The sequence below is a fragment of the Leifsonia xyli genome, assembly GCA_001647635.1.
GTDB classification, from domain to species: domain Bacteria; phylum Actinomycetota; class Actinomycetes; order Actinomycetales; family Microbacteriaceae; genus Leifsonia; species Leifsonia xyli_A.
In genome coordinates this window covers 1,123,408-1,145,949 of record CP014761.1, presented here as the reverse complement: position 1 = coordinate 1,145,949, position 22,542 = coordinate 1,123,408, and the positions used below count along the sequence as shown (strand labels likewise).

At 70.9% G+C, this 22,542-nt stretch carries 20 protein-coding genes, 1 tRNA gene and 1 pseudogene; 10 read left to right on the top strand and 12 right to left on the bottom strand.

The window, feature by feature from the left end; translation table 11 throughout:
- Nucleotides 1-16 precede the first annotated feature (16 nt).
- Nucleotides 17-2,530, bottom strand: a complete 2,514-nt coding sequence (locus A0130_05645; GenBank protein ANF31219.1) for a teichoic acid synthase — start codon at nucleotides 2,528-2,530, stop codon at nucleotides 17-19.
- Between the two features lie 67 nt (nucleotides 2,531-2,597).
- Entirely contained in the window at nucleotides 2,598-3,101 is a 504-nt protein-coding gene (locus tag A0130_05640; GenBank protein ANF31218.1) for a MarR family transcriptional regulator, read from the bottom strand.
- A 78-nt stretch (nucleotides 3,102-3,179) separates the two neighbouring features.
- Here A0130_05640 and A0130_05635 point away from each other — a divergent pair.
- From A0130_05635 to A0130_05625, 3 genes are all read left to right on the top strand, one after another.
- Nucleotides 3,180-3,251 (top strand) — tRNA-Gln (locus tag A0130_05635).
- A 27-nt stretch (nucleotides 3,252-3,278) separates the two neighbouring features.
- Entirely contained in the window at nucleotides 3,279-4,721 is a 1,443-nt protein-coding gene (gene glmU / locus A0130_05630) for a bifunctional N-acetylglucosamine-1-phosphate uridyltransferase/glucosamine-1-phosphate acetyltransferase (GenBank protein ID ANF31217.1), read from the top strand.
- A complete protein-coding gene (locus A0130_05625) occupies nucleotides 4,722-5,699 on the top strand; it encodes a ribose-phosphate pyrophosphokinase (GenBank protein ID ANF31216.1) in 978 nt (325 codons plus the stop codon). It abuts the gene before it with no gap.
- A gap of 120 nt (nucleotides 5,700-5,819) precedes the next feature.
- On the opposite strand, the gene A0130_05620 is transcribed toward A0130_05625, so the two are convergent.
- Nucleotides 5,820-7,142: a glycosyl transferase gene (locus A0130_05620; protein ANF31215.1), complete on the bottom strand. Its 1,323-nt coding sequence runs from the start codon at nucleotides 7,140-7,142 to the stop codon at nucleotides 5,820-5,822.
- A 66-nt stretch (nucleotides 7,143-7,208) separates the two neighbouring features.
- On the opposite strand from A0130_05620, the gene A0130_05615 reads away from it, so the two are divergent.
- Nucleotides 7,209-7,874 (top strand): hypothetical protein, encoded by a 666-nt coding sequence (locus tag A0130_05615; protein ID ANF31214.1) that lies wholly within the window; start codon nucleotides 7,209-7,211, stop codon nucleotides 7,872-7,874.
- Here A0130_05615 and A0130_05610 read toward each other — a convergent pair.
- Nucleotides 7,843-8,193 (bottom strand): hypothetical protein, encoded by a 351-nt coding sequence (locus A0130_05610; GenBank protein ID ANF31213.1) that lies wholly within the window; start codon nucleotides 8,191-8,193, stop codon nucleotides 7,843-7,845. The genes A0130_05615 and A0130_05610 overlap by 32 nt on opposite strands.
- A gap of 97 nt (nucleotides 8,194-8,290) precedes the next feature.
- Nucleotides 8,291-9,700 carry a phosphogluconate dehydrogenase (NADP(+)-dependent, decarboxylating) gene (locus A0130_05605; protein ID ANF33312.1) on the bottom strand — a complete coding sequence of 470 codons (1,410 nt, stop codon included), beginning with the start codon at nucleotides 9,698-9,700 and terminating at the stop codon, nucleotides 8,291-8,293.
- 233 nt (nucleotides 9,701-9,933) lie between these two features.
- On the opposite strand from A0130_05605, the gene A0130_05600 reads away from it, so the two are divergent.
- Nucleotides 9,934-10,458 (top strand): gluconate kinase, encoded by a 525-nt coding sequence (locus A0130_05600; protein ID ANF31212.1) that lies wholly within the window; start codon nucleotides 9,934-9,936, stop codon nucleotides 10,456-10,458.
- Here the strand turns inward: A0130_05600 and A0130_05595 are convergent.
- Nucleotides 10,431-10,883: a MarR family transcriptional regulator gene (locus tag A0130_05595; protein ID ANF31211.1), complete on the bottom strand. Its 453-nt coding sequence runs from the start codon at nucleotides 10,881-10,883 to the stop codon at nucleotides 10,431-10,433. The two genes, A0130_05600 and A0130_05595, sit on opposite strands and share 28 nt — an antisense overlap.
- Entirely contained in the window at nucleotides 10,876-11,310 is a 435-nt protein-coding gene (locus A0130_05590) for a polyketide cyclase (protein ID ANF31210.1), read from the bottom strand. Before A0130_05590 ends, A0130_05595 begins: the two co-directional genes overlap by 8 nt.
- Nucleotides 11,311-11,538: 228 nt before the next feature.
- On the opposite strand from A0130_05590, the gene A0130_05585 reads away from it, so the two are divergent.
- Together A0130_05585 and A0130_05580 are read left to right on the top strand one after the other, a co-directional pair.
- Entirely contained in the window at nucleotides 11,539-12,162 is a 624-nt protein-coding gene (locus A0130_05585; GenBank protein ANF31209.1) for a 50S ribosomal protein L25/general stress protein Ctc, read from the top strand.
- An 8-nt stretch (nucleotides 12,163-12,170) separates the two neighbouring features.
- Nucleotides 12,171-12,749 carry an aminoacyl-tRNA hydrolase gene (locus A0130_05580; protein ID ANF31208.1) on the top strand — a complete coding sequence of 193 codons (579 nt, stop codon included), beginning with the start codon at nucleotides 12,171-12,173 and terminating at the stop codon, nucleotides 12,747-12,749.
- A 125-nt stretch (nucleotides 12,750-12,874) separates the two neighbouring features.
- Here A0130_05580 and A0130_05575 read toward each other — a convergent pair whose 3' ends face one another.
- The gene (locus A0130_05575; GenBank protein ANF31207.1) at nucleotides 12,875-13,384 is read right to left on the bottom strand and encodes a hypothetical protein; all 510 of its coding nucleotides are present in this window, start codon (nucleotides 13,382-13,384) and stop codon (nucleotides 12,875-12,877) included.
- A 90-nt stretch (nucleotides 13,385-13,474) separates the two neighbouring features.
- On the opposite strand from A0130_05575, the gene A0130_05570 reads away from it, so the two are divergent.
- Both A0130_05570 and A0130_05565 read left to right on the top strand, forming a co-directional pair.
- On the top strand, nucleotides 13,475-14,179 hold the full coding sequence (locus A0130_05570; protein ANF31206.1) for a hydrolase: 705 nt from the start codon (nucleotides 13,475-13,477) through the stop codon (nucleotides 14,177-14,179).
- Nucleotides 14,180-14,240: 61 nt separating this feature from the next.
- Nucleotides 14,241-17,857, top strand: a pseudogene (locus A0130_05565) (transcription-repair coupling factor).
- Between the two features lie 10 nt (nucleotides 17,858-17,867).
- Here A0130_05565 and A0130_05560 read toward each other — a convergent pair.
- Nucleotides 17,868-18,656, bottom strand: coding sequence for a TIGR00266 family protein (locus tag A0130_05560; GenBank protein ANF31205.1), 789 nt, complete (start codon nucleotides 18,654-18,656; stop codon nucleotides 17,868-17,870).
- Between the two features lie 65 nt (nucleotides 18,657-18,721).
- On the bottom strand, nucleotides 18,722-19,876 hold the full coding sequence (locus A0130_05555) for a sodium:proton antiporter (GenBank protein ID ANF31204.1): 1,155 nt from the start codon (nucleotides 19,874-19,876) through the stop codon (nucleotides 18,722-18,724).
- Nucleotides 19,877-19,990: 114 nt separating this feature from the next.
- Between A0130_05555 and A0130_05550 the strand changes: the two genes are divergently transcribed.
- A complete protein-coding gene (locus tag A0130_05550; GenBank protein ANF31203.1) occupies nucleotides 19,991-20,698 on the top strand; it encodes a nucleoside triphosphate hydrolase in 708 nt (235 codons plus the stop codon).
- Here the strand turns inward: A0130_05550 and A0130_05545 are convergent.
- Nucleotides 20,695-21,504 carry an ABC transporter gene (locus tag A0130_05545; protein ANF31202.1) on the bottom strand — a complete coding sequence of 270 codons (810 nt, stop codon included), beginning with the start codon at nucleotides 21,502-21,504 and terminating at the stop codon, nucleotides 20,695-20,697. The genes A0130_05550 and A0130_05545 overlap by 4 nt on opposite strands.
- Before the next feature lies 1 nt (nucleotide 21,505).
- Nucleotides 21,506-22,519, bottom strand: a complete 1,014-nt coding sequence (locus A0130_05540; GenBank protein ANF33311.1) for an iron ABC transporter — start codon at nucleotides 22,517-22,519, stop codon at nucleotides 21,506-21,508.
- Nucleotides 22,520-22,542 lie beyond the last annotated feature (23 nt).

Below are 22,542 nucleotides of genomic sequence, written 5' to 3'. Positions count from 1 at the left end.
AGCCGCCGGCTAGCGGTCAGTCAGCGGGTGCGGGGGCGGGGACGGCGCCGATGGCGGCGTAGAACTCGGCGACGGCCTTGCGGTTGTAGGCGACGTAGTCGAAGTGGCTGTCCGGGACGTCACCGCGGAGGAAGGCGCGCATGCCGTCGGCCACGCCCTCGACCGTCTGCGGCACCACCATGCCGCTGCCCGCGGGCAGCGCGTTCTTGGCCGACGCGAACTCGACCGTCACGATCGGCAGCTGCAGCACCAGCGCCTCCAGCAGCACCATCGGCTGCCCCTCGTAGTCGCTGGAGAGCACGAAGCAGTCGGCCTTCGCCATGATCGCGTGCGGGTTCCGCTGCATCCCGGTGAGGAACACCGACCCCTGCAGCCCGAGCTCGGCGACCAGCGCCTCGAGGTCGCCCGCGAGCGGACCTGAGCCGACCACGACCAGCCGCGTGCGCGGGTTCTCAGCGTGCACTGCGGCGAACGCGCGGATGAGCCGCGTCTGGTTCTTCTCCGGCGACAGCCGCCCCACGTTGACGAAGGTCGTCACGTCGTCGTCGGCCAGGAGCAGCTCGGCCCAGTCCGGGATGCTGCCCGTCTCCTCGTCGAACGTCAGCTCGTGCAGGTCGCCGGCGGCGTTCTCGAGGATGTGCTCGGCGTCTACCGTGTTCAGCGCCGAGACGAACTTCTCCGGCGCCGCGTACTCGTTCAGCGAGTCGCGGTTGATCTCCGACAGCGTCGGCGAGACGGAGACGAGGTGGTCGTACTGCCCGTAGAGGGTGAAGATCTGCGTGAGGCTGTGCAGCATCCGCTTCTCGCCGTTCACCTCGCGGTGCGCGTCGGAGGCGAGGTCGTTGTGCAGCCAGATCGCCCGCTGCGCCTCGGGGGAGTGCAGCAGGAGCGCCGCCCAGAACGGCCCGTACCCCGAGAAGTCGACCACGTAGTCGAACCGGCTCTCGCCGAAGCAGCGGTACCACTCGTCGTCCCACAGCGCGTTCTGCGCGGGGATGTCGGCGTGCTGCGAGATGCGCCCGCGCCGGAAGTCGAGGTGGCGGGCGAGGTGCAGCAGCTTGGCGCCGTTCATCCCGCCGACGCGCGGGAACTGGCGCACGTCGGGGTGGATCTGCATCTGCTTGCCCTGGATCACGCGCGACCGGGACTGCGCGAAGAACGCCGAGACGTCGTAGCGCTCGTGGTCGATGTTGTTGAGCAGGTTGAGGGCCGAGGTGGTGATGCCGTTGGGCCGCATCCCGCCGAGGTACAGCAGGATCTTCTTCCGGCCGTCGTCCGCGAGATCGGTGCGCAGCCGGTAGCCGTCCCGCACTCCGCGGAAGACGATGTCGACGACCCGCTTCGAGGCGTGCCCGTCTTCGTAGGGCGTGAAGCGGCGCTGCATGTCGAGGTACTTCTCGCGCGACGCCTCGGGCACCGCGTCCCCGCCCTCCGCGATGGCGTGAAGCGCATCGCCGACCTCGCGCGCCGACATGAGCACCGGACCGGGCCACTCCTCCGGCTCGAAGTACAGCCCGCGGGTGCCCGCGTAGTCGGCGAGGTCGGGCGTGAAGAAGACGATCGGCCGGCCGGTCTGCAGGAAGTCGAAGAAGATGCTCGAGTAGTCGGAGATGAGCATGTCCGTCGCGCCGAGGACCAGGTTGGTGGGGATCTCGTTCGGCACGAGCATCCGCTTCAGCTCCGGCCGGTCGGCGGCCATCGAGTGCACGGTCTGGTGCGTCTTCAGGAGCACCGCGTACCGGCTGGTGTCGATGCGCTCCTCGATCTGGGCGATGTGCGCGAGCAGCGCGTCGAGGTCGTCCTCGGGTCGCCCGAAGGTCTCGCCCTTCCAGGTCGGCGCGTACAGGATGACCTTGCGGTCGCCGAGCGGGATGCCGGCGCCGACGAGTCGCTGCCGCACCAGTTCGCGCTCGCGCTCATCCAGGAACTGGCGGTCGATGCGCGGGTAGCCCTCCTCGACGAGGGTGCCGCGGTAGACGCCTGTGAGCTTGTAGCCGGTCTGGTACATCTGCTCCGACATGAACGGGTTCGCCGAGAGCAGGTAGTCGGCCTGGACGAAGTTGCGGATGATGTTCGCCGTGGCGAGCGCGCCGCCCTCGATGTCGTAGCCCATCCGCTTGAGCGGCGTGCCGTGCCAGGTGTTGAGGTACACCTGTCCGGGACGCTTCGAGAAGTCGGGCGGGAAGGTGGCGTTGTTGACGAGGTACTGGCTGGTCGCGAGCGCCCGGTAATACGCGGCGGACCCGTAGCGGACGAAGCTGACCCGGTCGTTCCCGGCGAACTCCCGCACCGCCGACCGGTACAGCGACAGGTCGGACAGCGCCCACACATGGGTGAGGTGCTCCAGGTCGGGCGCGGCGAGGAGCTCTCGGAACAGCGCCTCCGGGTTGTCGAGCATCCCGTTGCCCGAGAACGACTCGTAGAACACCGACCCCTGAACGATGGGCTGGCGGCGCCAATGCGCGTGGATCTCATAGCGCGCGGCGCGCTTGACCCGGGAGGGCAGTCGCTTCAGTCGGGAGAGTCTCATCGCCGTCGAGTTTATGAGAGCGGCATAACGGCCACCTGGGAGCGGGGTATGCGGTGGGCGAACGGCGTCAAGCCTCCGCGTCGAAGCCCAGGCTCAGCTTCCGCAGCAGCGCCGCCAGCCGCTCCGCGTCCGCCGCGGACAGGCCGTCGAGCAGCTCCGCCTCCGCGTCCACGAGTCGGGTGATCGCCGCGTCCACCCGCGTCAGCCCCGCCGCCGTCATCTGCACGAGGATGCCGCGGCCGTCGTTCGGGTCCGTGCGGCGCTCGACGAGGCCCCGGGCGACGAGGCGGTCGATGCGGTTCGTCATCGTGCCGGAGGAGACCAGGGTCTGCTGCAGCAGCGACTTCGGGCTCAGCTGGTACGGGGCTCCGGCGCGGCGCAGCGCGGCGAGCACGTCGAACTCCCACGAGTCGAGGTCGGAGCGTTCGAAGGCGGCGCGGCGCGCACGGTCCAGGTGGCGGGAGAGGCGATCGACGCGCGAGAGCACCTGCAGCGGGGCGAAGTCGAGGTCCGGGCGCTCGCGCAGCCAGGCGTCGACGATGCGGTCCACCTCGTCTCGTGCGTCGGCCATCCCCCCATGCTATTGGGGCCGGGCGCGGCTCGCGGCCGGGACGCGTCTGGCAGACTGTCACCTGCGCGAAACGCGTGTTCCGCCTTGGTGTAATGGCAGCACGACAGCCTTTGGAGCTGTGAGGTCCAGGTTCGAGTCCTGGAGGCGGAGCGCAACCATGCGAACCCCTGGAGAGACATGACCGACCAGAATCTCGCCATCGTCGTCCTCGCGGCGGGGCAGGGAACGCGGATGAAGTCCGCGACCCCCAAGCTCCTGCACCCGCTGGGCGGCATCCCGATCGTGTCGCACGTGCTCGCCACGGCGCACGAGCTGGACGCGGCCCACGTCATCGCGGTCGTCCGCCACGAGCGCGACCGGCTCGCCGAGGTCATCGAGGCGGACATGCCCGAGGCGGTCATCGTCGACCAGGACGAGGTCCCGGGCACCGGACGCGCGGTCGAGCAGGCCATCGCGGCGCTCCCGGAGGACTTCTCCGGCGACGTCCTCGTCGTCAACGGCGACGTGCCGCTGCTGGACGCGGAGACGCTGCGCGAGCTGATCGCGAAGCACCGCTCCGGCGAGGCCGCGGCGACCATCCTGTCCTCCTTCCCGGCCGACGCCACCGGCTACGGCCGCATCGTCCGCACGCCCGAGGGCCACCTCGACCGGATCGTCGAGCACAAGGACGCCACCGAGGCGGAGCGCGGGATCGGCGAGATCAACGCCGGCATCTACCTCTTCGGCCTGGCCGCGCTGCGCGACAAGCTCGCGCTCGTCGCCACCGACAATGCGCAGGGCGAGAAGTACCTCACCGACGTGATCGGGCTGCTCCGCGAGGCGGGCTTCGACGTGGACGCGCTCCCCGTCTCCGAGTCGTGGCTGGTCGAGGGCATCAACGACCGCGCCCAGCTGAGCGACGCGGCCGCGAAGCTCAACGCGCTCATCGTGCGCACCTGGCAGCTCGCGGGTGTCACCATCCAGGACCCGGCGACGACGTGGATCGACGTCAAGGCGAAGCTCGAGCCCGACGTGACCCTGCTCCCGGGCACGCAGCTGCGCGGTGCGACGCTGGTCGAGACCGGTGCGACGATCGGGCCGGACACCACCCTCCTCGACACCGAGGTCGGCGCCGGTGCGACGGTGAAGCGCACGGACGCGACGCTGGCCGTGATCGGCGCGGGCGCGACGGTCGGACCGTTCGCCTACCTCCGTCCGGGCACGGTGCTCGGCGCGCACGGCAAGATCGGCACCTTCGTCGAGACGAAGAACGCGACCATCGGCGAGGGGACCAAGCTCGCGCACTTCAACTACGTCGGCGACGCCGAGGTGGGCGAAGGCGGCAACCTCGGTGCCGGCGTCATCACCGCCAACTACGACGGCGTGAACAAGCACCGCACGGTCATCGGCTCGCACGTCCGGATCGCGACGAACACCGCGCTCGTCGCGCCGGTTAGGATAGGTGACGGAGCGTACACGGGAGCAGGAACGGTCGTCCGCAAGGACGTCCCGGCGGGAGCCCTCGCCATCACCGTCGCCCCGCAGCGCAATATCGAAGGCTGGGTCGCGGAGAAGCGGCCGGGCACGGACGCCGACAAGGCCGCACGCGAGAGCGACGCCTCGGCAGAGAGCGGAGAATAAGTGTCAGGGATCACCGCGACCGGCCAGAAACGACTCGTCCTGATCTCCGGTCGCGCGCATCCCCAGCTCGCGCAGGAGATCGCCGAGTGCCTCGGGAGCGAACTGGTCCCCACCGACGCCCGCACCTTCGCCAACGGCGAGATCTACGCGCGCTTCGATGAGAGCGTCCGCGGCTCGGATGCGTTCGTCATCCAGTCGCACACCTCGCCGATCAACGAGTGGCTCATGGAGCAGCTCATCATGGTGGACGCGCTCAAGCGCGCGTCGGCGAAGCGCATCACCGTGGTGGCCCCCTTCTACCCCTACGCCCGCCAGGACAAGAAGGGCCGCGGCCGCGAGCCGATCTCGGCCCGCCTGGTCGCCGACCTGTTCAAGGCGGCCGGCGCCGACCGCATCATGTCGGTCGACCTGCACGCCGCGCAGATCCAGGGCTTCTTCGACGGCCCGGTCGATCACCTGTTCGCCATGCCGGTGCTGCTGGACCACATGAAGCGCGAGCTCGATCCTTCGACCCTGACCGTCGTCTCGCCGGACATGGGCCGCGTGCGCGTCGCCGACATCTGGAGCGACAAGCTCGGCGCGCCCCTCGCGATCATCCACAAGCGCCGCGACCCGCTGGTACCGAACCAGGTCTCGGTGCACGAGATCGTCGGCGAGGTCAACGGCCGCGTCTGCCTGCTGGTCGACGACCTCATCGACACCGGCCGCACGATCGTGAAGGCGGCCGAGGCGCTCAAGGCCGCGGGTGCGACCGGCGTCGTCGTCGCGGCGACCCACGCGGTGTTCAGCGACCCGGCGGTCGAGCTGCTGCAGAGCGACGCGATCGACTCGGTCGTCGTCACCGATACGCTCCCGCTGCCCGAGCACAAGCGCTGGGACAACCTCACCGTGCTGCCGATCGCGCCGCTGCTCGCGAACGCGATCCGCGAGGTCTTCACCGACGGCTCGGTCACCTCGATGTTCGACGGAGCGGCGTAGCTCCTCGCGTTCGAAAGGGAGGACATCCGGCCGGCGACGGCGCGGGTGTCCTCCCTTTCGCGCATCCACCCGGCGTGTCGCGTCTCGGCCCCTCCCTTTCGCGCGAGAGCCCGCAACGAATCACCTCGGGACGCGGGGATGCGACCCGGTCCGCCCGACCGCCGCGACGACCGCAGCCTCCAGGCCGTTCGCGCCGGGCGAGCGGCGGATCGCTTCGCCGATGCGCGCGCTCCGCTCGGCGTAGCCGGGATCGCGCAGCACCCCGCGGACCGCATCCCGCACCGCGACCTCAGACGGCCGGTTCGTCCGCAGGTTGACACCCACCCCCGACCAGGCGACCCGCGCGGAGACCTCCGTCTTGTCCTCCGTGGTGCCGGCGACGACGATCGGGACGCCGTGCTCCATCGCGTAGTGGATGCCGCCGTAGCCGCCGTTCGTGACGTACGCGGAGGTGCGCGGCAGGAGCCGGTCGTACGGCAGGTACGGTGCGATCCGCGCGTTCGCCGGGAGGTCTGCCCCGAGCTCCGCGACCGGACGGCCGCCGGTGCTCGCGACCACCCACACGTCGTCGTCGGCGAGCGCTCGGATGGTCGGCAGCACGAGGTCGTCGAAGCGGCGGTTGGCGACGGTGCCCTGCGTGACGTGGACGACCGGGCGCCCGTCATCGAGGTCTTCCCACCACGCCGGCAGGGGTGCGTCGGAGGCGCGGGTCCGTGAGATCGGGCCGACGAAGCTCACCGGCACCCGCACGTCGCCGCGCGGGTATTCGAACTCGGGGACGGTGAACTGCACGACGCCGTCCGCGTGAGAGGGCCAGTCGAGCACGAAGCCGTTCAGGCCGCTGCCGGCGTCGATGCCCGCGCGGACCGCCGCGCGCTGCACCGGCGCGAACACGCCCTTCTCGGCGGCGAGGGTCAGTAGCCCGTTGCGCAGGCGTCCGATGCCGCCCGGCCGGGGAGGCACGCCGAGACCGAACGGAGCCGTGTCTCGACTCTTCAGGCCGAGCGGCACGATGCCGAGGTTGAGGAGCGGCGGCCGGGAGTCGCGGGGACGCGCGACGAACAGCGCCGCCCCCAGGAACAGGCTCTCGGCCAGCACGACGTCGATGCGCAGGTCGCGCTGCACCGCGTCCACCGCCGCGAGCTGGCTCCGCGCCGGACGCAGGAAGATCTCGGTCATGTCGTAGCGGATACCCGCGGGACCCGTCAGGCCCACACGGCCGGGGAACGCCGCATCCATGTCGGTGTCGTCGTAGTCGGCGTCCGCCGGAAGCCGCAGCGCGGTGGCGCCGGTTGCCGCGGCCGCCTGCTGGTATCGCTCGCCGGTGAGGAAGTGGACGCGGTGGCCGCGCTCCACGAGCGCGCGGCTGACGGCGAGAAGGGGGGTGACGTGACCGTGCACCGGAGTGCTGCACAGGAGGATGTCGAGCGGGCGGGCGTTCATGGGAGCCTTTCGAGTAGAGTCGAGTAAACGTCAACAGTATTCACTACACTCGAAGGGTAGTCAATAGTGGCCGGCACCCGCCCCTATCGCTCCACGCTCCGCGAGGAGAACGCGCGCCAGACGCGCCGCCGCATCCTGGAGGCCGCCGCCGCGGTCTTCTCCGCGCGCGGCTATGCCAGCGCCTCCTTGTCGGAGATCGCCGCGGCCGCCGGCGTCTCGGTCGAGAGCGTCAAGGTCCACGGCCCCAAGCGGGCGCTGCTGCTCGCGGCGTTCGAGCTGACGTTCGGCGGCGAGGCGGGGGAGGCCTCGCTCACCGAGCGCCCGGAGGTCGCGGCCATCGCCTCCCTCGACGACCCCGAGCAGCTGCTCGCGGCGCTCGTGCCGTTCATCGCGGCGGCCAACGCGCGCACGTCCGGTCTCTGGGCGACCTTCACCGCGGCCGCCCGGGACGACGAGGCCGTGGGCGCGGTCCTCGCCGAGCTCCTCGCGCGGCGTCACGCCGACTACGCCGCGATGGTGGGCTTGCTCGCAGCGCGGGGCATCGCCTCCATCGCCCGGCTGGATGACGAGGGCCGCGCTGAGCTCGCCGCGGCGCTCTCGTTCGTCATGTCGCCCGAGGGACACCAGCAGCTGGTGCGGGAGAGCGGCTGGACCGACGACCGCTACGCCGCGTGGCTGCTGACGACCGTCCGAACCCTCATCACGGCAGCTGGTGCGGAGTCGACGGAATAAGGCCGAGCGGAGCCACCCAGGTGCCGTCGCCCTCGGTGTTGAGCGCATAGCACTGCCAGCCCGGCCCGAGCGGTCCCATCAGCTCGAACCGCGCCGACGATCCCACCGACTCCGGCTGGTACTGCCGTGCGTAGACCCCGCACGTGTAGTCGGCGGTCTGGGTCTGGATGCTGATGGTCAGCAGGATGCCGGGCAGCAGCAGCGCCCCGAGCGCGACGACGACGAAGACCCGGCTGGCCACGGTCATCCCGCGGCCGCGCAGGGGCCGCTCGCCGAGCGGCTCGTACTCCGCGAGCTCGGGGTGGTCGTCGTACGTCACCACCCCATCCTCTCTCGCACCCGCCATCGAGTACACAAAAAGTGCACGCCGATCCGGGAATCAGCGTGCACCTTCGTGTACTCGATGGGGGAGGGGTCTAGTGCGAGGAGCCCTCGGTCTCGATCTCGGTGCGGTCGCCGGACCAGAGGGTGTGGAAGGTGCCCTCCTTGTCGACACGCTTGTAGGTGTGGGCGCCGAAGAAGTCGCGCTGTCCCTGGACCAGAGCGGCGGGCAGGCGCTTGGAGGCGAGCGAGTCGTAGTACGACAGCGCCGAGCCGAAGCCGGGCACCGGCACGCCCGACAGCGCCGCCGTGGCGACGATGCGGCGCCAGGCCGCCTCGCCCTCGCGCACGGCGTCGGCGAAGTACGGCGCCTCGAGCAGCGTCGAGATGTTCGGGTTCTCGTCGTACGCGTCCGCGATGCGGTTGAGGAACTGCGCGCGGATGATGCAGCCGCCGCGCCAGATCTTGGCGATGCGGTCCTTGTGGATGTCCCACCCGTACTTCTCGGCGCCGGCGATGATCGCGTCGAAGCCCTGCGCGTACGCGACCACCTTCGAGGCGTACAGCGCCTTGGACACGTCGTCGGCGAACGCCTGCACGTCGGCGGCCTTCTGCACCTCCGGACGCGACTGCACGGTCGCCTGCACGGCGGCGCGCTGGTTCGGCTTGGACGACACGGCACGGGCGAACACGGCCTCGGCGATGCCGCCGACGGGGACGCCCAGGTCGAGGGCGTTCTGTACGGTCCACACGCCCGTGCCCTTGGACCCGGCCTGGTCGAGGACGATGTCGATGAACGGCTTGCCCGTCTCGGCATCCACCTGCCGCAGGACCTCGGCGGTGATCTCGATGAGGTACGACTCGAGGTAGCCGTTGTTCCACTCGGCGAACACGTCGGCGATCTCGGCCGGCTCGAGGCCGCCGATCGTGCGGAGGAGGTCGTACGCCTCGGCGATGAGCTGCATGTCCGCGTACTCGATGCCGTTGTGGATCATCTTCACGAAGTGGCCCGCGCCGTCGGTGCCGACGTGGGTCACGCATGGCTCGCCCTCGGCGACAGCGGCGATGGACTCCAGGATCGGGCCCAGCGTCTCGTACGACTCCGCCGATCCGCCCGGCATGATCGACGGGCCATGCAGCGCGCCCTCCTCGCCGCCGGAGATGCCCGCACCGACGAAGTGGATGCCCGTGGGCGCGATCCGCTTCTCGCGCTCGATGGTGTCGTGGAAGTTCGCGTTGCCGCCGTCGACGATGATGTCGCCCGGCTCGAACCGCTCCACGAGCTGGTCGATGACAGCATCCGTGCCCTTGCCGGCCTGCACCATGATGATCGCGGTGCGCGGCTTCGACAGCGAGGCGACGAAGTCGTCGATCTGCTCGGCCGAGACGAAGCCCGCCTCGGGGTGCGCGTTCACCAGCTCCTCGGTGCGGGCGTAGGTGCGGTTGAACACCGCGACCGTGTTGCCCTCGCGGGAGGCGAGGTTGCGGGCCAGGTTCGACCCCATCACCGCCAGACCGACGACTCCGATGTTGGCGGTTGCTTCCTGTGGCACGTCATGCTCCTTCGTGGTGCCGCGGCAGACGGAGGCCGTCCACCGCGACGGGTTTGGTCCGGGGGTCAGCTCTCCCGCTGGTGGCAAGAATCGAGCAGTGCTCCCAGCCTAGCGCTCGCGTGCGAGGGCAGAGTCGGGCCGCGTAACGGGGGATACTTGCGGGGATGCGTAGCGAGGAGGGCGGCGTGCGGCGGCCGCAGGTGGTGGTGATGGGCGTGTCCGGCTCCGGCAAGAGCACGGTCGGCGAGTTGCTCGCGGCGCGCCTGGGCGTGCCGTTCGTCGACGGCGACGCGCTTCACCCACCCGAGAACGTCGCCAAGATGGCGTCCGGGCATCCGCTGACCGACGAGGATCGCATCCCGTGGCTCCACGCGGTCGGGCGTGCCCTCGCCGACACGGCGCCGGAGGGGGTGGTGGTCGCCTGCTCGGCCCTCAAGCGCGCCTACCGCGACCTGATCCGGTCGGAGGCGCCGGATGCGGTCTTCGCCGAGCTCGACGGGACCAAGGAGCTGCTCGCGGCGCGGATGGCGGCGCGGCCGGGGCACTTCATGCCCGTGTCGCTGCTCGATTCGCAGCTCGCCACCCTCGAGCCGCTGCAGCGGGACGAGGCCGGCGTGCGACTCGGTGTCGGCCGGCCGCCGGCGGATCTCGCGGACGCGATCCTGGAACGTCTGGGCGGCGCTCACCCCTCCGACAGTGCCGCCAGCTGAGCCGCGAACGCCGTCGCGTCCACCGGCGTGAAGAAGGCGGCGTCGGCCGCCTCCACGTCGGCCGTCGCTCGCCGCGCCGCCGCTGCGCCCTCCGGCGTCGCGCGCAGCACGCGCGCCCGGCCGTCGGTGGGGTGGGGGAGCCGCTCCACGAGTCCGGCCCGCTCCAACGCCCGCACCACCTGAGACGTCATCATCGGGTCGGTCGCCGCGAAGCCCGCGAGCTCGACCTGGGTCACCAGGCGCTCCGGCTCGCGGTCGGCGAGCCAGGTGAGGGATGCGAGCAGCACGTACTGCACGTGCGTCAGCTCATGCGGGGCGAGCGCCGCCCGCATCACGGCCTGCCAGCGGTTGGTCACCCGCCAGAGCAGGAGGCCCGGGCTCTGCGACGCGGCCGGGAACCGGCTCCCGAGCCCGGCCTCAGGCATCGGCGGCGACCCGCTGCTCGGCGGCGTGCAGCAGCTCCGTCATCGCGACGGGGAAGTCGCCGGCGATCTGCGGCCCGAGCTCCGGTCCGACGTTGTCGGCGCCCGGACCGTCGATCTCGAGCGTGTGGGTCACCGCCGTGCCGCCGTCCGCCTGCGCCTCCAGGCTGTGGCGGAACGTCAGCGCCAGCTCGCCGAAGACGGTGCGGTCGGCGTAGACGTGTTCCGGGTCGAGCTCGACGATGGTGGAGGTCATCGCCTCCTGGCCCTGAGGCGTGACGGAGACCTCGGTGCCGACCGTGAACGGACCGTGGAGCTCGAACGAGTCGCTCGCCGGGCCGAGCGGGATGCCGCTGTGCAGGTCGCGCAACGCCGACCAGACGGCCGCGGCGGGGGCGGTGGTGGTGGCGGTGTGGTGGGTGGTCCACATGATGATCTCCGATCGTCAATCTACTAAGCGCGCTTAGCTTATCTCGATCGGGTAGACTCCACAACTGAACTTCGGCGAGGGATGCGCACGCGCATCCGTGATCGACGCGGTGGAGCAGGCTACGCAGTCTTTCCTCGCGCACTTCGATGCGTTCGAGTCGAACAACACCAACACTGCGGGCCTCGCGGCTCGCCCGACAGCCGGTCATCGTGCCGGCGAGGAGAAATCATGGCGACTGAAGAGTCCAACAAGGTCAGCGCCGAGCTGCGCGACAGCTTCGGCAAGGGCGCGGCCCGCAAGATCCGCGCCGTCGGCAAGATCCCCGCGGTCATCTACGGCCACGGCACCGACCCCGTCCACGTCACCCTCCCGGGCCACCAGGTCTCCCTGCTGCTCCGCAAGGCGAACGCGGTGCTCGACCTCGACATCGAGGGCAAGGGCCAGCTCGCCCTGGTGAAGGACGTCCAGAAGGACCCGGTGTCGCAGATCATCGAGCACCTCGACCTCGTGGTCATCCGCCGCGGCGAGAAGGTCACCGTCGAGGTCCCGGTGCACGTCGAGGGCGAGCCGTTCTCCGGCACCATCGCCGTGCTCGACATCCCGACCATCAAGCTCGAGGTCGAGGCCACCCACATCCCGGAGCGCATCGTCATCGACGTGACGGACGCCGAGGAGGGCACCCAGTACCACGCGAAGGACTTCGACCTCCCGGCCGGCGCCACGCTCGCCGAGGACGAGGACCTGCTCATCCTCAACGTCGTCGTCCCGGCCGCCGCGCGCGCCGAGGACGAGGAGGCCGAGGCCGCCGAAGAGGCCGCCGAGGCCGAGGCCGCCGAGGGCGACGCGGAGTAATCCCCTTCATGGACGCACCCTGGCTCGTGGTCGGGCTCGGAAACCCCGGGCCCGGCTACGCCGCCACGCGTCACAACGTGGGTCAGATGGTGCTCGACGAACTCGCCTCGCGCGGGGGACTCACCTTCAAGACCCACAAGACGAACGCGACGGTCGCCGAGGGCAGACTCGCCCCCGGCGGCCCTCGCTTCATCCTGGCCAAGCCGAACACGTACATGAACGTGTCCGGTGGCCCGGTCGCGCAGCTGCTGCGCTTCTACTCGCTCGACCCGTCGCACCTGATCGTGGTGCACGACGAGTTGGACATCCCGTTCGACACCATCCGACTCAAGAGCGGCGGCGGCCACGGCGGCCACAACGGCGTCCGGGATGTCATCTCCGTGATCGGCACCGGTGACTTCACGCGCGTGCGGGTCGGCGTCGGCCGTCCGCCCGGCTCGTCCGGCGCCGCGGACCACGTACTCAAGGCGTTCTCGTCGACCGAGCGCACGAACCTCCCGATCCTGGTAGCGGATGCCGCCGACGCGGTCGAGCAGATCGCCGCCGAGGGGCTCACCCCCGCGCAGAACCGCTTCCACGCCCGCTGAGCCGCGCGGCGCGATTCGTGACGAGTGGCGCTCATTCGTGACGAATGGCACTCATTCGGCACGAATGAGCGCTCGTGCGGCGTCATTCCGCACATTCGGCACTTATCTGTGTGGGCGGCAGGGGGTCAGGCGGGCGGCAGCGTCGCGACGAGCGTCGCGCCGTACACGACGAACGACACGATCGGCGCCGCCCCGGCGAGGACGATCGCGACGATGCCGAACGGCCGACCCCGCTTGGTCGCCACGGCGACGATCCCCAGCACCAGCGCGGTGATGCCGATCGCGGTGCCCAGCAGTAGCTGCAGCCCCATCAGCGCCCCGGCCGGCGCGAACGCCTCCGCCTGCGCCTCGGTCAGGTTCGCCGTGTTGAAGTTGAAGGAGGTGGAGGTGCGGGACGCCAGCGGTCCCGCGGCCATCCCGACGACGACGGACGCCACGATCGACAGCACGAACACCGCGGCCGCCAGCACCAGGGCGGTCACGCCCATGCGGCGCGAGCGCTGCACGGGGGCCGCAGGCTGGGCCCAGCCGTACGGCGGGTAGCCGCCCGGCTGTGCAGCCGGCGGACCGTACGGTGCGGGCGCGTAGCCGGGCGCGGCGAACGGGTTCGGGGCGGGCTGGTTCGGGTCGGTCACGTCTTCCCCCTGGAAGGTCACGGTGAATGCTCAGCCGAAGCGTAGCGGACGCCCTGCCCCTGACCAGCGCCGACGCGTACTTTGACCGCTATGAAGTTGTTCACCCGCGAGTGGGGCACCGGCGACCGCTACGCGGTCCTCGTCCACGGCGTCATGTCCGACTCGCGCAACTGGCGACGGGTCGGCCCGGTGCTCGCCGCCCACGGCTACCACGTGATCGCCGTCGATCTGCGCGGTCACGGCCACAGTGCCCACGCCGACGAGTACTCGGCCGAGCTCATGGCGCAGGACATCGTCGACACCGTGCCCGCCCGGCCGGAGCTCGTGATGGGCCACTCGCTCGGCGGCCTGACCGTCAGCCTGGCGGTCGAACGGCTCGAACCGGAGCGCGTGATCTACGTCGACCCGGCCTTCTCGTGCCCGGCGACCAACGGCTTCGTGCGCTGGCTGGCCCCCACGTTCCTCCGCACCCTCGCCCGGCAGTCAGCCGCACGGATCGCCAAGCGCAACCCGCGCTGGGATCCGGCCGACGTGGCGATCGAGGTCGAGACCTTCAAGTCGTTCGACCGCGCCGTCATCCCCGTCGTGCTCGCGCCGTCCACGATGCGCGCCCCGGCCGTCATGATGGCGCCGTCGCTGGTGATGCTGGCCGACAACTCCCAGCTGGTGAAGCCGGAGCTCGCGGAGCGCCTCCGCGAGGACGGCTACGAGGTGCGCATCGTGCCGGGCTCGGGGCACGTCATCAACCGCGACGACCACGACGGGTTCATGCGCGCCCTGGAGGGGTGGATCTAGCGTTCACCCGGAGCGGCCACCACCCCTTCACCTGTCGGTGGTCCCACGTAGAATCGACCGAGTGATACTCCAGGGTCTGGTCGCCGCGCTCGCACGCGAGTCCTCGTTCGCCGACGCGCTCTCGCATGCCGCGCGCGATGCCGACTTCTCGCTGACCGACGGCCTCCGTGCGCCGCTGCTCGCAGGCCTCCTGAGGCGGCGCGCCGAGCAAGGCGCGTCCCAGGCGGTGCTGCTGATCACGGCGACGGGACGCGAGTCCGAATCGGTCCGCGGGGCCCTGCCGTGCCTGCTGCCGGACGCCGAGATCGTCGAGTTCCCGGCCTGGGAGACGCTGCCGCACGAGCGGCTCAGCCCGAGCGCGGAGATCGTCGGCAAGCGCCTCACCGCACTGCGCCGCCTGAGCGACTGGGCCGAGGGCGACCGGAGCGCACCGTTCATCCTGGTCGCCTCCGTGCGCGCCGCCCTGCAGCCGCTCGCCGACAACCTCACCGACTACACGGCGATCGACCTCCGGATCGGCGGCCGCGGTTTCGACCTCGGCGGTCTGGCGGCCCAGCTGGTCGACCTCGCCTACGAGCGCGTCGACATCGTCACCCGCCGTGGCGAGTTCGCCGTGCGCGGCGGCATCCTCGACGTCTTCCCGCCCACGGCCGACCACCCCTACCGCGTCGACTTCTTCGGCGACGAGGTGGATCAGATCCGCGCCTTCTCGGTGGCCGACCAGCGGTCGCTGCCCGAGCCCATCCCGTCCGTCTCGCTGCCGCCGAGCCGCGAGCTCCTGCTCAGCGAGTCGGTGCGGCAGCGGGCCCGCGAGATGGAGCACGAGTTCCCGAGCCTGTCCTCGATGCTGGCGAAGATCGGCGAGGGCATCCCGGTCGAGGGGATGGAGTCGCTGGCGCCCGCGCTCGTCGACCGGCTCGTGCCGCTCACGCACTACCTGCCCGACGGCGCCGCCGTCGCCGTGCTCTCACCCGAGCGCGTCGCCTCCCGCGCCGTCAGTCTGGCCGAGACGAACCGCGAGTTCCTCTCCGCCGCATGGAGCGCCGCCACGGTCGGCGCCGCCGCGCCCATCGACCTGGCCGCCGGCGACTTCATGACGCTGCAGCAGCTGAAGGACTCGGTGAAGTACAGCCGCCCGGGCGCAGCGAACCCCGATCATCCGTGGTGGACGATGTCCGGCTTCCAGGCCGACGAGGTGCTGCCGGAGGAGCGCGAGCTCGAGGAGCACCTGCAGATCCGCATCCGGGCGGAGTCGGTGCCGAGCTTCCAGGGCAACGTCTCCGGCGCCGTCGAGCACGTCCGCGCCCGGCTGCGCGACGGCTGGCAGGTCGCGATCGTCGCCGCCGGCGCCGGCCTGGTGGAGCGCGCGGCCGACGTCCTCGCGGAGGCCGAGCTGCCCGCCCGGCCGGTGGACGAGTTCCCCGCTGATCCGGACCCCGGAATCGCGTACCTCCTCAAAGCGACCGCCGAGCACGGCTTCGAGCTGCCGGACATCAAGCTCGCCCTGATCAGTGAGGCCGAGTTCTACGGCCGCACCATCGGCTACGACTCCCGTCAGGTCAAGAAGCTCGCCACCCGTCGCAAGAACGTGGTCGACCCGCTGCAGCTCAAGCCCGGCGACTACGTCGTCCACGAGACGCACGGCATCGGCAAGTTCGTCGAGCTCACGCAGCGCATGGTGTCGAGCGGCGGCCGCAATGCGGTCAAGTCCAAGCGCGAGTACCTCGTGCTCGAGTACGCGCCCTCGAAGCGCGGCTACCCGGGCGACAAGCTCTATGTGCCGACGGACCAGCTCGATCTGCTGACCCGCTACGTCGGCGGCGAGGCGCCGCAGCTCTCCAAGATGGGCGGCAGCGACTGGGCGGCGGCGAAGGGACGCGCGCGCCGCGCCGTGCGCGACATCGCCGTGGAGCTGGTCAAGCTGTACTCCGCCCGCATGGCCAGCAAGGGCCACGCCTTCGCGCCCGACACCCCGTGGCAGCGCGAGCTGGAGGAAGCCTTCCCGTTCGCCGAGACGCACGACCAGCTGCAGACCATCGACGAGGTGAAGGCCGACATGGAGCGGCCCATCCCGATGGACCGGCTTATCTCGGGAGACGTCGGCTTCGGCAAGACCGAGATCGCGGTGCGCGCCGCGTTCAAAGCCGTGCAGGACGGCAAGCAGGTCGCGATGCTGGTGCCGACCACGCTTCTCGTGAAGCAGCATTTCGAGACGTTCCAGGAGCGGTTCGCCGGGTTCCCCATCCACCTGCGCCAGCTGAGCCGGTTCCAGAGCGACAAGGAGGCGCGCGAGACCCTGCGCGGCATGGCCGACGGCACGGTGGATGTGGTCATCGGCACGCACCGCATCCTCGCCGACGGCGTGACCTTCAAAGACCTGGGCCTCGTCATCATCGACGAGGAGCAGCGCTTCGGCGTCGAGCACAAGGACGCGCTGAAGAAGCTGAAGACCAACGTCGACATCCTCGCCATGAGCGCGACGCCCATCCCGCGCACGCTCGAGATGGCGGTGACCGGCATCCGTGAGATGTCGACGCTGGCGACCCCGCCGGAGGACCGGCACCCGATCCTCACCTTCGTCGGCCCGTACTCCGACAAGCAGGTCGCCGCCGCCATCCGCCGCGAGCTGCTGCGCGAAGGCCAGGTGTTCTTCGTGCACAACCGCGTCGGCTCGATCACGAGCATGGCGGCGAAGCTCGCCGAGCTGGTGCCTGAGGCCCGGATCGGCGTCGCGCACGGCAAGATGAACGAGCACGCGCTGGAGCAGGTCGTCGTCGACTTCTGGGAGCGCCGGTTCGATGTGCTCGTCTCGACCACCATCATCGAGACCGGCCTCGACATCGCCAACGCCAACACGATCATCATCGACCGCGCCGACAAGTACGGCCTGAGCCAGCTGCACCAGCTGCGCGGGCGCGTCGGCCGCGGCCGGGAGCGCGCGTACGCGTACTTCCTGTGGGACGAGAACAAGCCGCTGAGCGAGACGGCACACGACCGCCTGTCCACGATCGCCGCGAACAACGACCTCGGCAGCGGCATGCAGGTCGCGCTGAAAGACCTCGAGATCCGCGGCGCGGGCAACCTGCTCGGCGGAGAGCAGTCGGGGCACATCGCCGGCGTCGGCTTCGACCTCTACCTGCGGATGATCGGCGAGGCCGTCTCCACGTTCCGGGGCGAGGTCGCCGAGGGCCAGACCGAGCTGCGGCTGGAGCTGCCGGTGGATGCGCACATCCCCGAGGAGTACGTCGACAGCGAGCGCCTGCGGCTCGAGGCCTACCAGAAACTGTCGACGGCCAGCTCGCCGAACGCGAAGGACGGCCAGATCGACGCGGTGCTGGAGGAGCTGACGGACCGGTACGGCGCACCGCCGGAGCCCGTGACGAACCTCATCGCTGTCTCGCGCCTGCGGCGGGCTGCGCAGAAGGCGGGCTGGGCGAGGTCGTGGCCATGGGCTCCAACCTGCGGCTGGCGCCCGCGATCCTGCCCGACTCGTTGCAGGTCCGCCTGCAGCGGATGTACCCGGGGTCGAAGTACCACGCCGCCCCGAAGGTCGCGACCGTGCCGATGCCGCGGGTGAACGGCGAGCCGCTGGACGATGCGGCGCTGATCGGCTGGGTCGGCGACCTGCTCGGCGCGCTGTTCCCCGAGAAGGAGCCGGCGGCCGAGCAGGTCGGATGACGCGGGCTCTCTAGGAGAGCAGCCCGCCGAGCACGCCGCCCGCGACGCCCGCGCCGACCATCCCGGCCGTGGCGCCGCCGCCGCCCGCACCCGCCATGAACGGACCCATGGCGCCGACGAACGCGCCCAGGTTGCGCGTCTGCATGAGCACGGTTCCCGGCCCGGTGAACTCCGCGACCAGCATCTCGCCGGAGGTGAACGACCGGAACAGGCTCTTCGTCGCCTTCTGGATGCGGACATCCATGGTGGAGTCCCAGGCCACGACGTGACCGGTGTCGATGATGTACTTCTCGCCCGGCGCCAGGCGCTTCTCGTGCAGCGAGCCGAACGCGGTGAGCAGCAGGACGCCCTGCCCGGACACGCGCATGATGAACAGGCTGTCGCTCCCGAAGAAGCCGCCCATCCCGCCCCAGGTGGTGTCGATGTCGAGCGAGGGCTCGCTGGCGAGGTACGACGCGGCGGCGATGTTGTAGGTGCCGCTGTCGAGGTGCAACGGGACGAGGTCGCCGGGCGCGGCCGGGGCGAGTGTCAGCTCCCCACCGCCGTGCGGCGCGGTGAAGCGGGAGACGAAGGCCGACCGGCCGGCGACCGAGCGCTTGAGCGCGCCCATGACGCCGCCCTCGAGCTGCGATGTGAGCTCGAGGCCGGGGGACATGGACACCATCGCACCCGACTGGGTGGCGACCGTCTGGCCTGCGCCGATCGCGAGGGTCGCCATGGAGAACGCCGGACGGTAGTCGATCTGGAAGCCGAACGCGCCGGCCTGGCCGGCGTCGGGGAGAACCGTGAAGTTGGACATGCAGAGGAGGGTAAGGGGATCGCCGGCCGCCTCGTCCTGAGAGCGCGCTGTGTCCGCCTTCCGGCTCAGCCGCTCACGGGGTGCGGGTGGAGCCGCCGGTTGCGCCGCGCGAGCGCGCTGACCAGGATGCCGGAGAGCACGATGGCGACCGCCGATCCCAGCAGGACAGCGAGAGTTCCCTCCGCGCGGACGTCCTCGGACCGCGCGAAGGCGAGCTCGTTCATGAGCAGGGAGACGGTGAATCCGATGCCGCCGAGCGCGGAGACGGTGACCATCCCGAACAGCGAAATGCGGCCACGATCCGGTCCCTTTCGGGTGAACGAGCCGAGCCATCCACCCAGGGTGATGCCGATGAGCTTGCCGACCGGAAGGGCGATCAGGATGGCCCAGAAGGCGGGGGAGAGCTCCGACGGCGGGACATTCGGGATGACCACCAGCGCCGCCGAGAACGCGAACAGCGGCAGGATCAGCCCGTTGTTCCACGGCTCGAGGGCGTGTGCCACCCGGCCGGCGGGGGCGCGCGACATCACGAGGCCGAGCGCGACGCCGGCGATGGTCGCGTGCACGCCCGAGTCGTAGACCAGCCACCAGGTCAGCAGCGCGAGCAGCACCATGAGGACGCCGAGCGGCCAGCGCATCCGGCCGCGCAGCATCCGGCTGAGGAGCCCGAACAGCGCGACCGTCACGGCCGCGAGCGCCAGCTCCCACAGGTTGGGGTCGGTGGTGAAGAACACCGCGATGATGAGGATCGCGATGAGGTCGTCGAGCACGGCGAGGGCCAGCAGGAAGACGCGCAGACGGTTGGGCAGTCCCCGGCCGAACACCGCGAGCACGCCGAGCGCGAAAGCGATGTCGGTCGCGGTCGGGATCGGCCAGCCCTGCTGCACGTCGGTACCCGCGGTGAGCAGCAGGTAGACCCCGGCCGGCACGATCACGCCGCCGATCGCCGCGATGGCGGGATGGATCGCCTTCTGGAACGAGTTCAGTTCGCCGACGACCAGCTCGTGCTTGAGCTCGATCGCCACGATGAAGAAGAAGATCGCCAGCAGCCCGTCGCTGATCGCGTGGCCGACGCTGATCTTCAGGAACCCGCCGCCGAGGTAGGCGTGCTGGACGTCGAGCAGGGTCGGGCCGATCGGGGTGTTGGCCAGCAGCAGGCCCAGGGCGGCGGCTCCGAGGAGGAGGCCGGCGGCGGTGCGCTCGGAACGGATGATGCTCATGGGGTTACCACTCTCGCAGGGTCACGGACAACGACGCCGACCAGACTTCCCGGCACACCGCCCATGACTCTACCCGGTGGCAGGATGGATGCATCGTAGAGCGAGGAGGTCGGCATGGGCGAGACAGTGGACGCGCCGGTGGTGGTGCCGGAGGCCGCCACCAAGCTCGACGAGCTGGTCGCCGTCATGGCACGGCTCCGGGCCCCCGGCGGCTGTCCCTGGGATGCGGACCAGACCCACGAGTCGCTGGTGCAGTACCTGGTCGAGGAGACGTACGAGCTGATCGACGCCATCGAGACCGGCGACCGGGATGAGCTGCTCGAGGAGCTCGGCGACGTGCTCTACCAGGTGCTGTTCCACGCCGACATCGCCGCGCACACTCCCGGCGAGGATTTCGACATCCAGGATGTCGCCGCGCACATGACCGCGAAGATGGTCGGCCGGCATCCCCACGTGTTCGGCGATCAGGCGGCGGCCGACGCCCGCCATGCCGAGACCGCGGACGACGTGGTCGGCTTCTGGGACGAGCTGAAGAAGCAGGAGAAGCCGGGCCGCACCAGCGTGCTCGACGGCATCCCGCAGGGCATGCCCTCGCTCGCGCTGGCCGACAAGCTGCTCGGCCGCGCCGAGAAGGTCGGCCTGCTCGACCTGAAGGAGCAGGGCGGTGTGCAGGTGGGCAGCGAGGACGAACTGGGCCCGCTGCTGCTCGCCATCGTCGCGTCGGCGAAGGCGCAGGGGCTGGATGCGGAGCGCGCGCTGCGCTCGACCCTGCGCGACCTGCAGGACGAGATCCGCGACCAGGAGACCGGCGCGGGCGCCTAGGCCGTGTGGTGGCGCCCCAGCGGCACGACCAGCGGGGTGCCGGTCACCGGGTCGTCGGCGACGACCGACTCGACGCCGAACACGTCGCGCACGAGGTCGGCGGTGACCACCGCCGTCGGGTCGCCGGCAGCGACCACCGAGCCCGCGCGCATCGCGATGAGGTGCCCGGCGTACCGCGCGGCCAGATTGAGGTCGTGCAGCACCATGACGACGGTCGTCCCGCGCGCCGCGTTCAGGTCGAGGAGCAGGTCGAGCACCTCCAGCTGGTGGCTGATGTCGAGGAACGTCGTCGGCTCGTCGAGCAGGAGGATGTCGGTCCGCTGGGCCAGCGCCATCGCGATCCACACCCGCTGCCGCTGACCGCCGGACAGCTCGTCCACCGCGCGGTCGGCGAGGTCGGCGATCCCGGTCGCGGTCATCGCCTCCGCGACGGCCTCGTCGTCCTCGGCCGTCCAGCGTCGGAACCAGCCCTGGTGCGGGTAGCGCCCGCGCGAGACGAGGTCGGCGACGGTGATGCCGTCCGGTGCAGTGGGGGTCTGTGGCAGCAGGCCCAGCCGCTGTGCGACCTGCTTGGTGGGCAGTTCGTGGATGTCCGCGCCGTCGAGCAGCACCGTGCCGGACGCGGGCGGCAGCAGCCGCGAGAGCCCGCGCAGCAGGGTCGACTTGCCGCAGGCGTTCGGCCCCACGATCGCCGTGACCCGGCCTGCGGGGATATCGAGGTCGAGCCCGTCGACGACGGTCCGCCCCTCGTAGGCGAGCGAGAGGCCGCGGGCCGACAGCTCGGGCGTGATGGTCTCGGATGTCATGTCAGCCTCCACGGCCTACTCGGTTGGTCCTGGCCAGCAGCCAGAGCAGATACGGGGCGCCGACGATGCCGGTGACGACGCCCACGGGCAGGACGACGCCCGGGATCGCGAACTGCGCGACGATGTCCGAGACGACGAGGATGAGCGCGCCGAGCAGCGCCGACGGCACGAGCGCCAGCGAGCCCCGACCGACCAGCCGCCGTGCGATCGGCGCCGCCAGGAACGCGACGAACGACACCGGGCCCGCGACCGCGACCGCGATGGCGGCGAGGGCGACGGCTACCCCGACGACGGCGAGCCGCGTCCGCTCGGGCCGCACGCCCAGCCCCGAGGCGAGGTCGTCGCCGAGCGACAGCGCGCCGAGCGGGCGGCCGACCAGGAGGGCGCAGGGGAGCAGGACCACCGTGCCGACGGCCAGCACGGCGAGCGCCGACGGGTCGACCGCGTTCAGGCTCCCGGTGATCCACACCAGCGCCTGCTGCACGTTCGACACGTCGGCGCGGGTGAGCACGTACGAGACGAGACCGCCGCAGAACGCGGCGATGCCGATCCCGACCAGCACGAAGCGGTAGCCGCTGACGCCGTTGCGCCACGCCAGCAGGTAGATCACCGCGGCCGCGACCAGCGTGCCGGCCAGCACGATCCCCGACAGGGCGAGGCCGGTCAGCCCGAACCAGACGAGCGCGACCGAGCCCGTGGCGCTCGCGGCGGCCGTGATGCCGATGATGTCGGGGCTCGCGAGGGGGTTGCGGGCAACCGACTGGATGAGCGCGCCGGAGAGCCCGAGGCACGCGCCGACGAGCGCGCCCGCAGCGAGCCGGGGGAGGCGCAACTCGACGATGACGAAGGTTGTCAGCCGGTCGGCGCGGCCGACGAGGGCAGCGAGCACATCGGCGGGAGCGACGGACGCGGCACCGAGCGTCAGCGAGATGGCGGCGACGACGAGGAGCAGCAGCGCCGCCACGACCGAGACGCGGAGCGCACGCGAGCGGCCGCGGCGGCGGTCGGCGCGGATGGCGGCGATCGGGGAGGTCGACC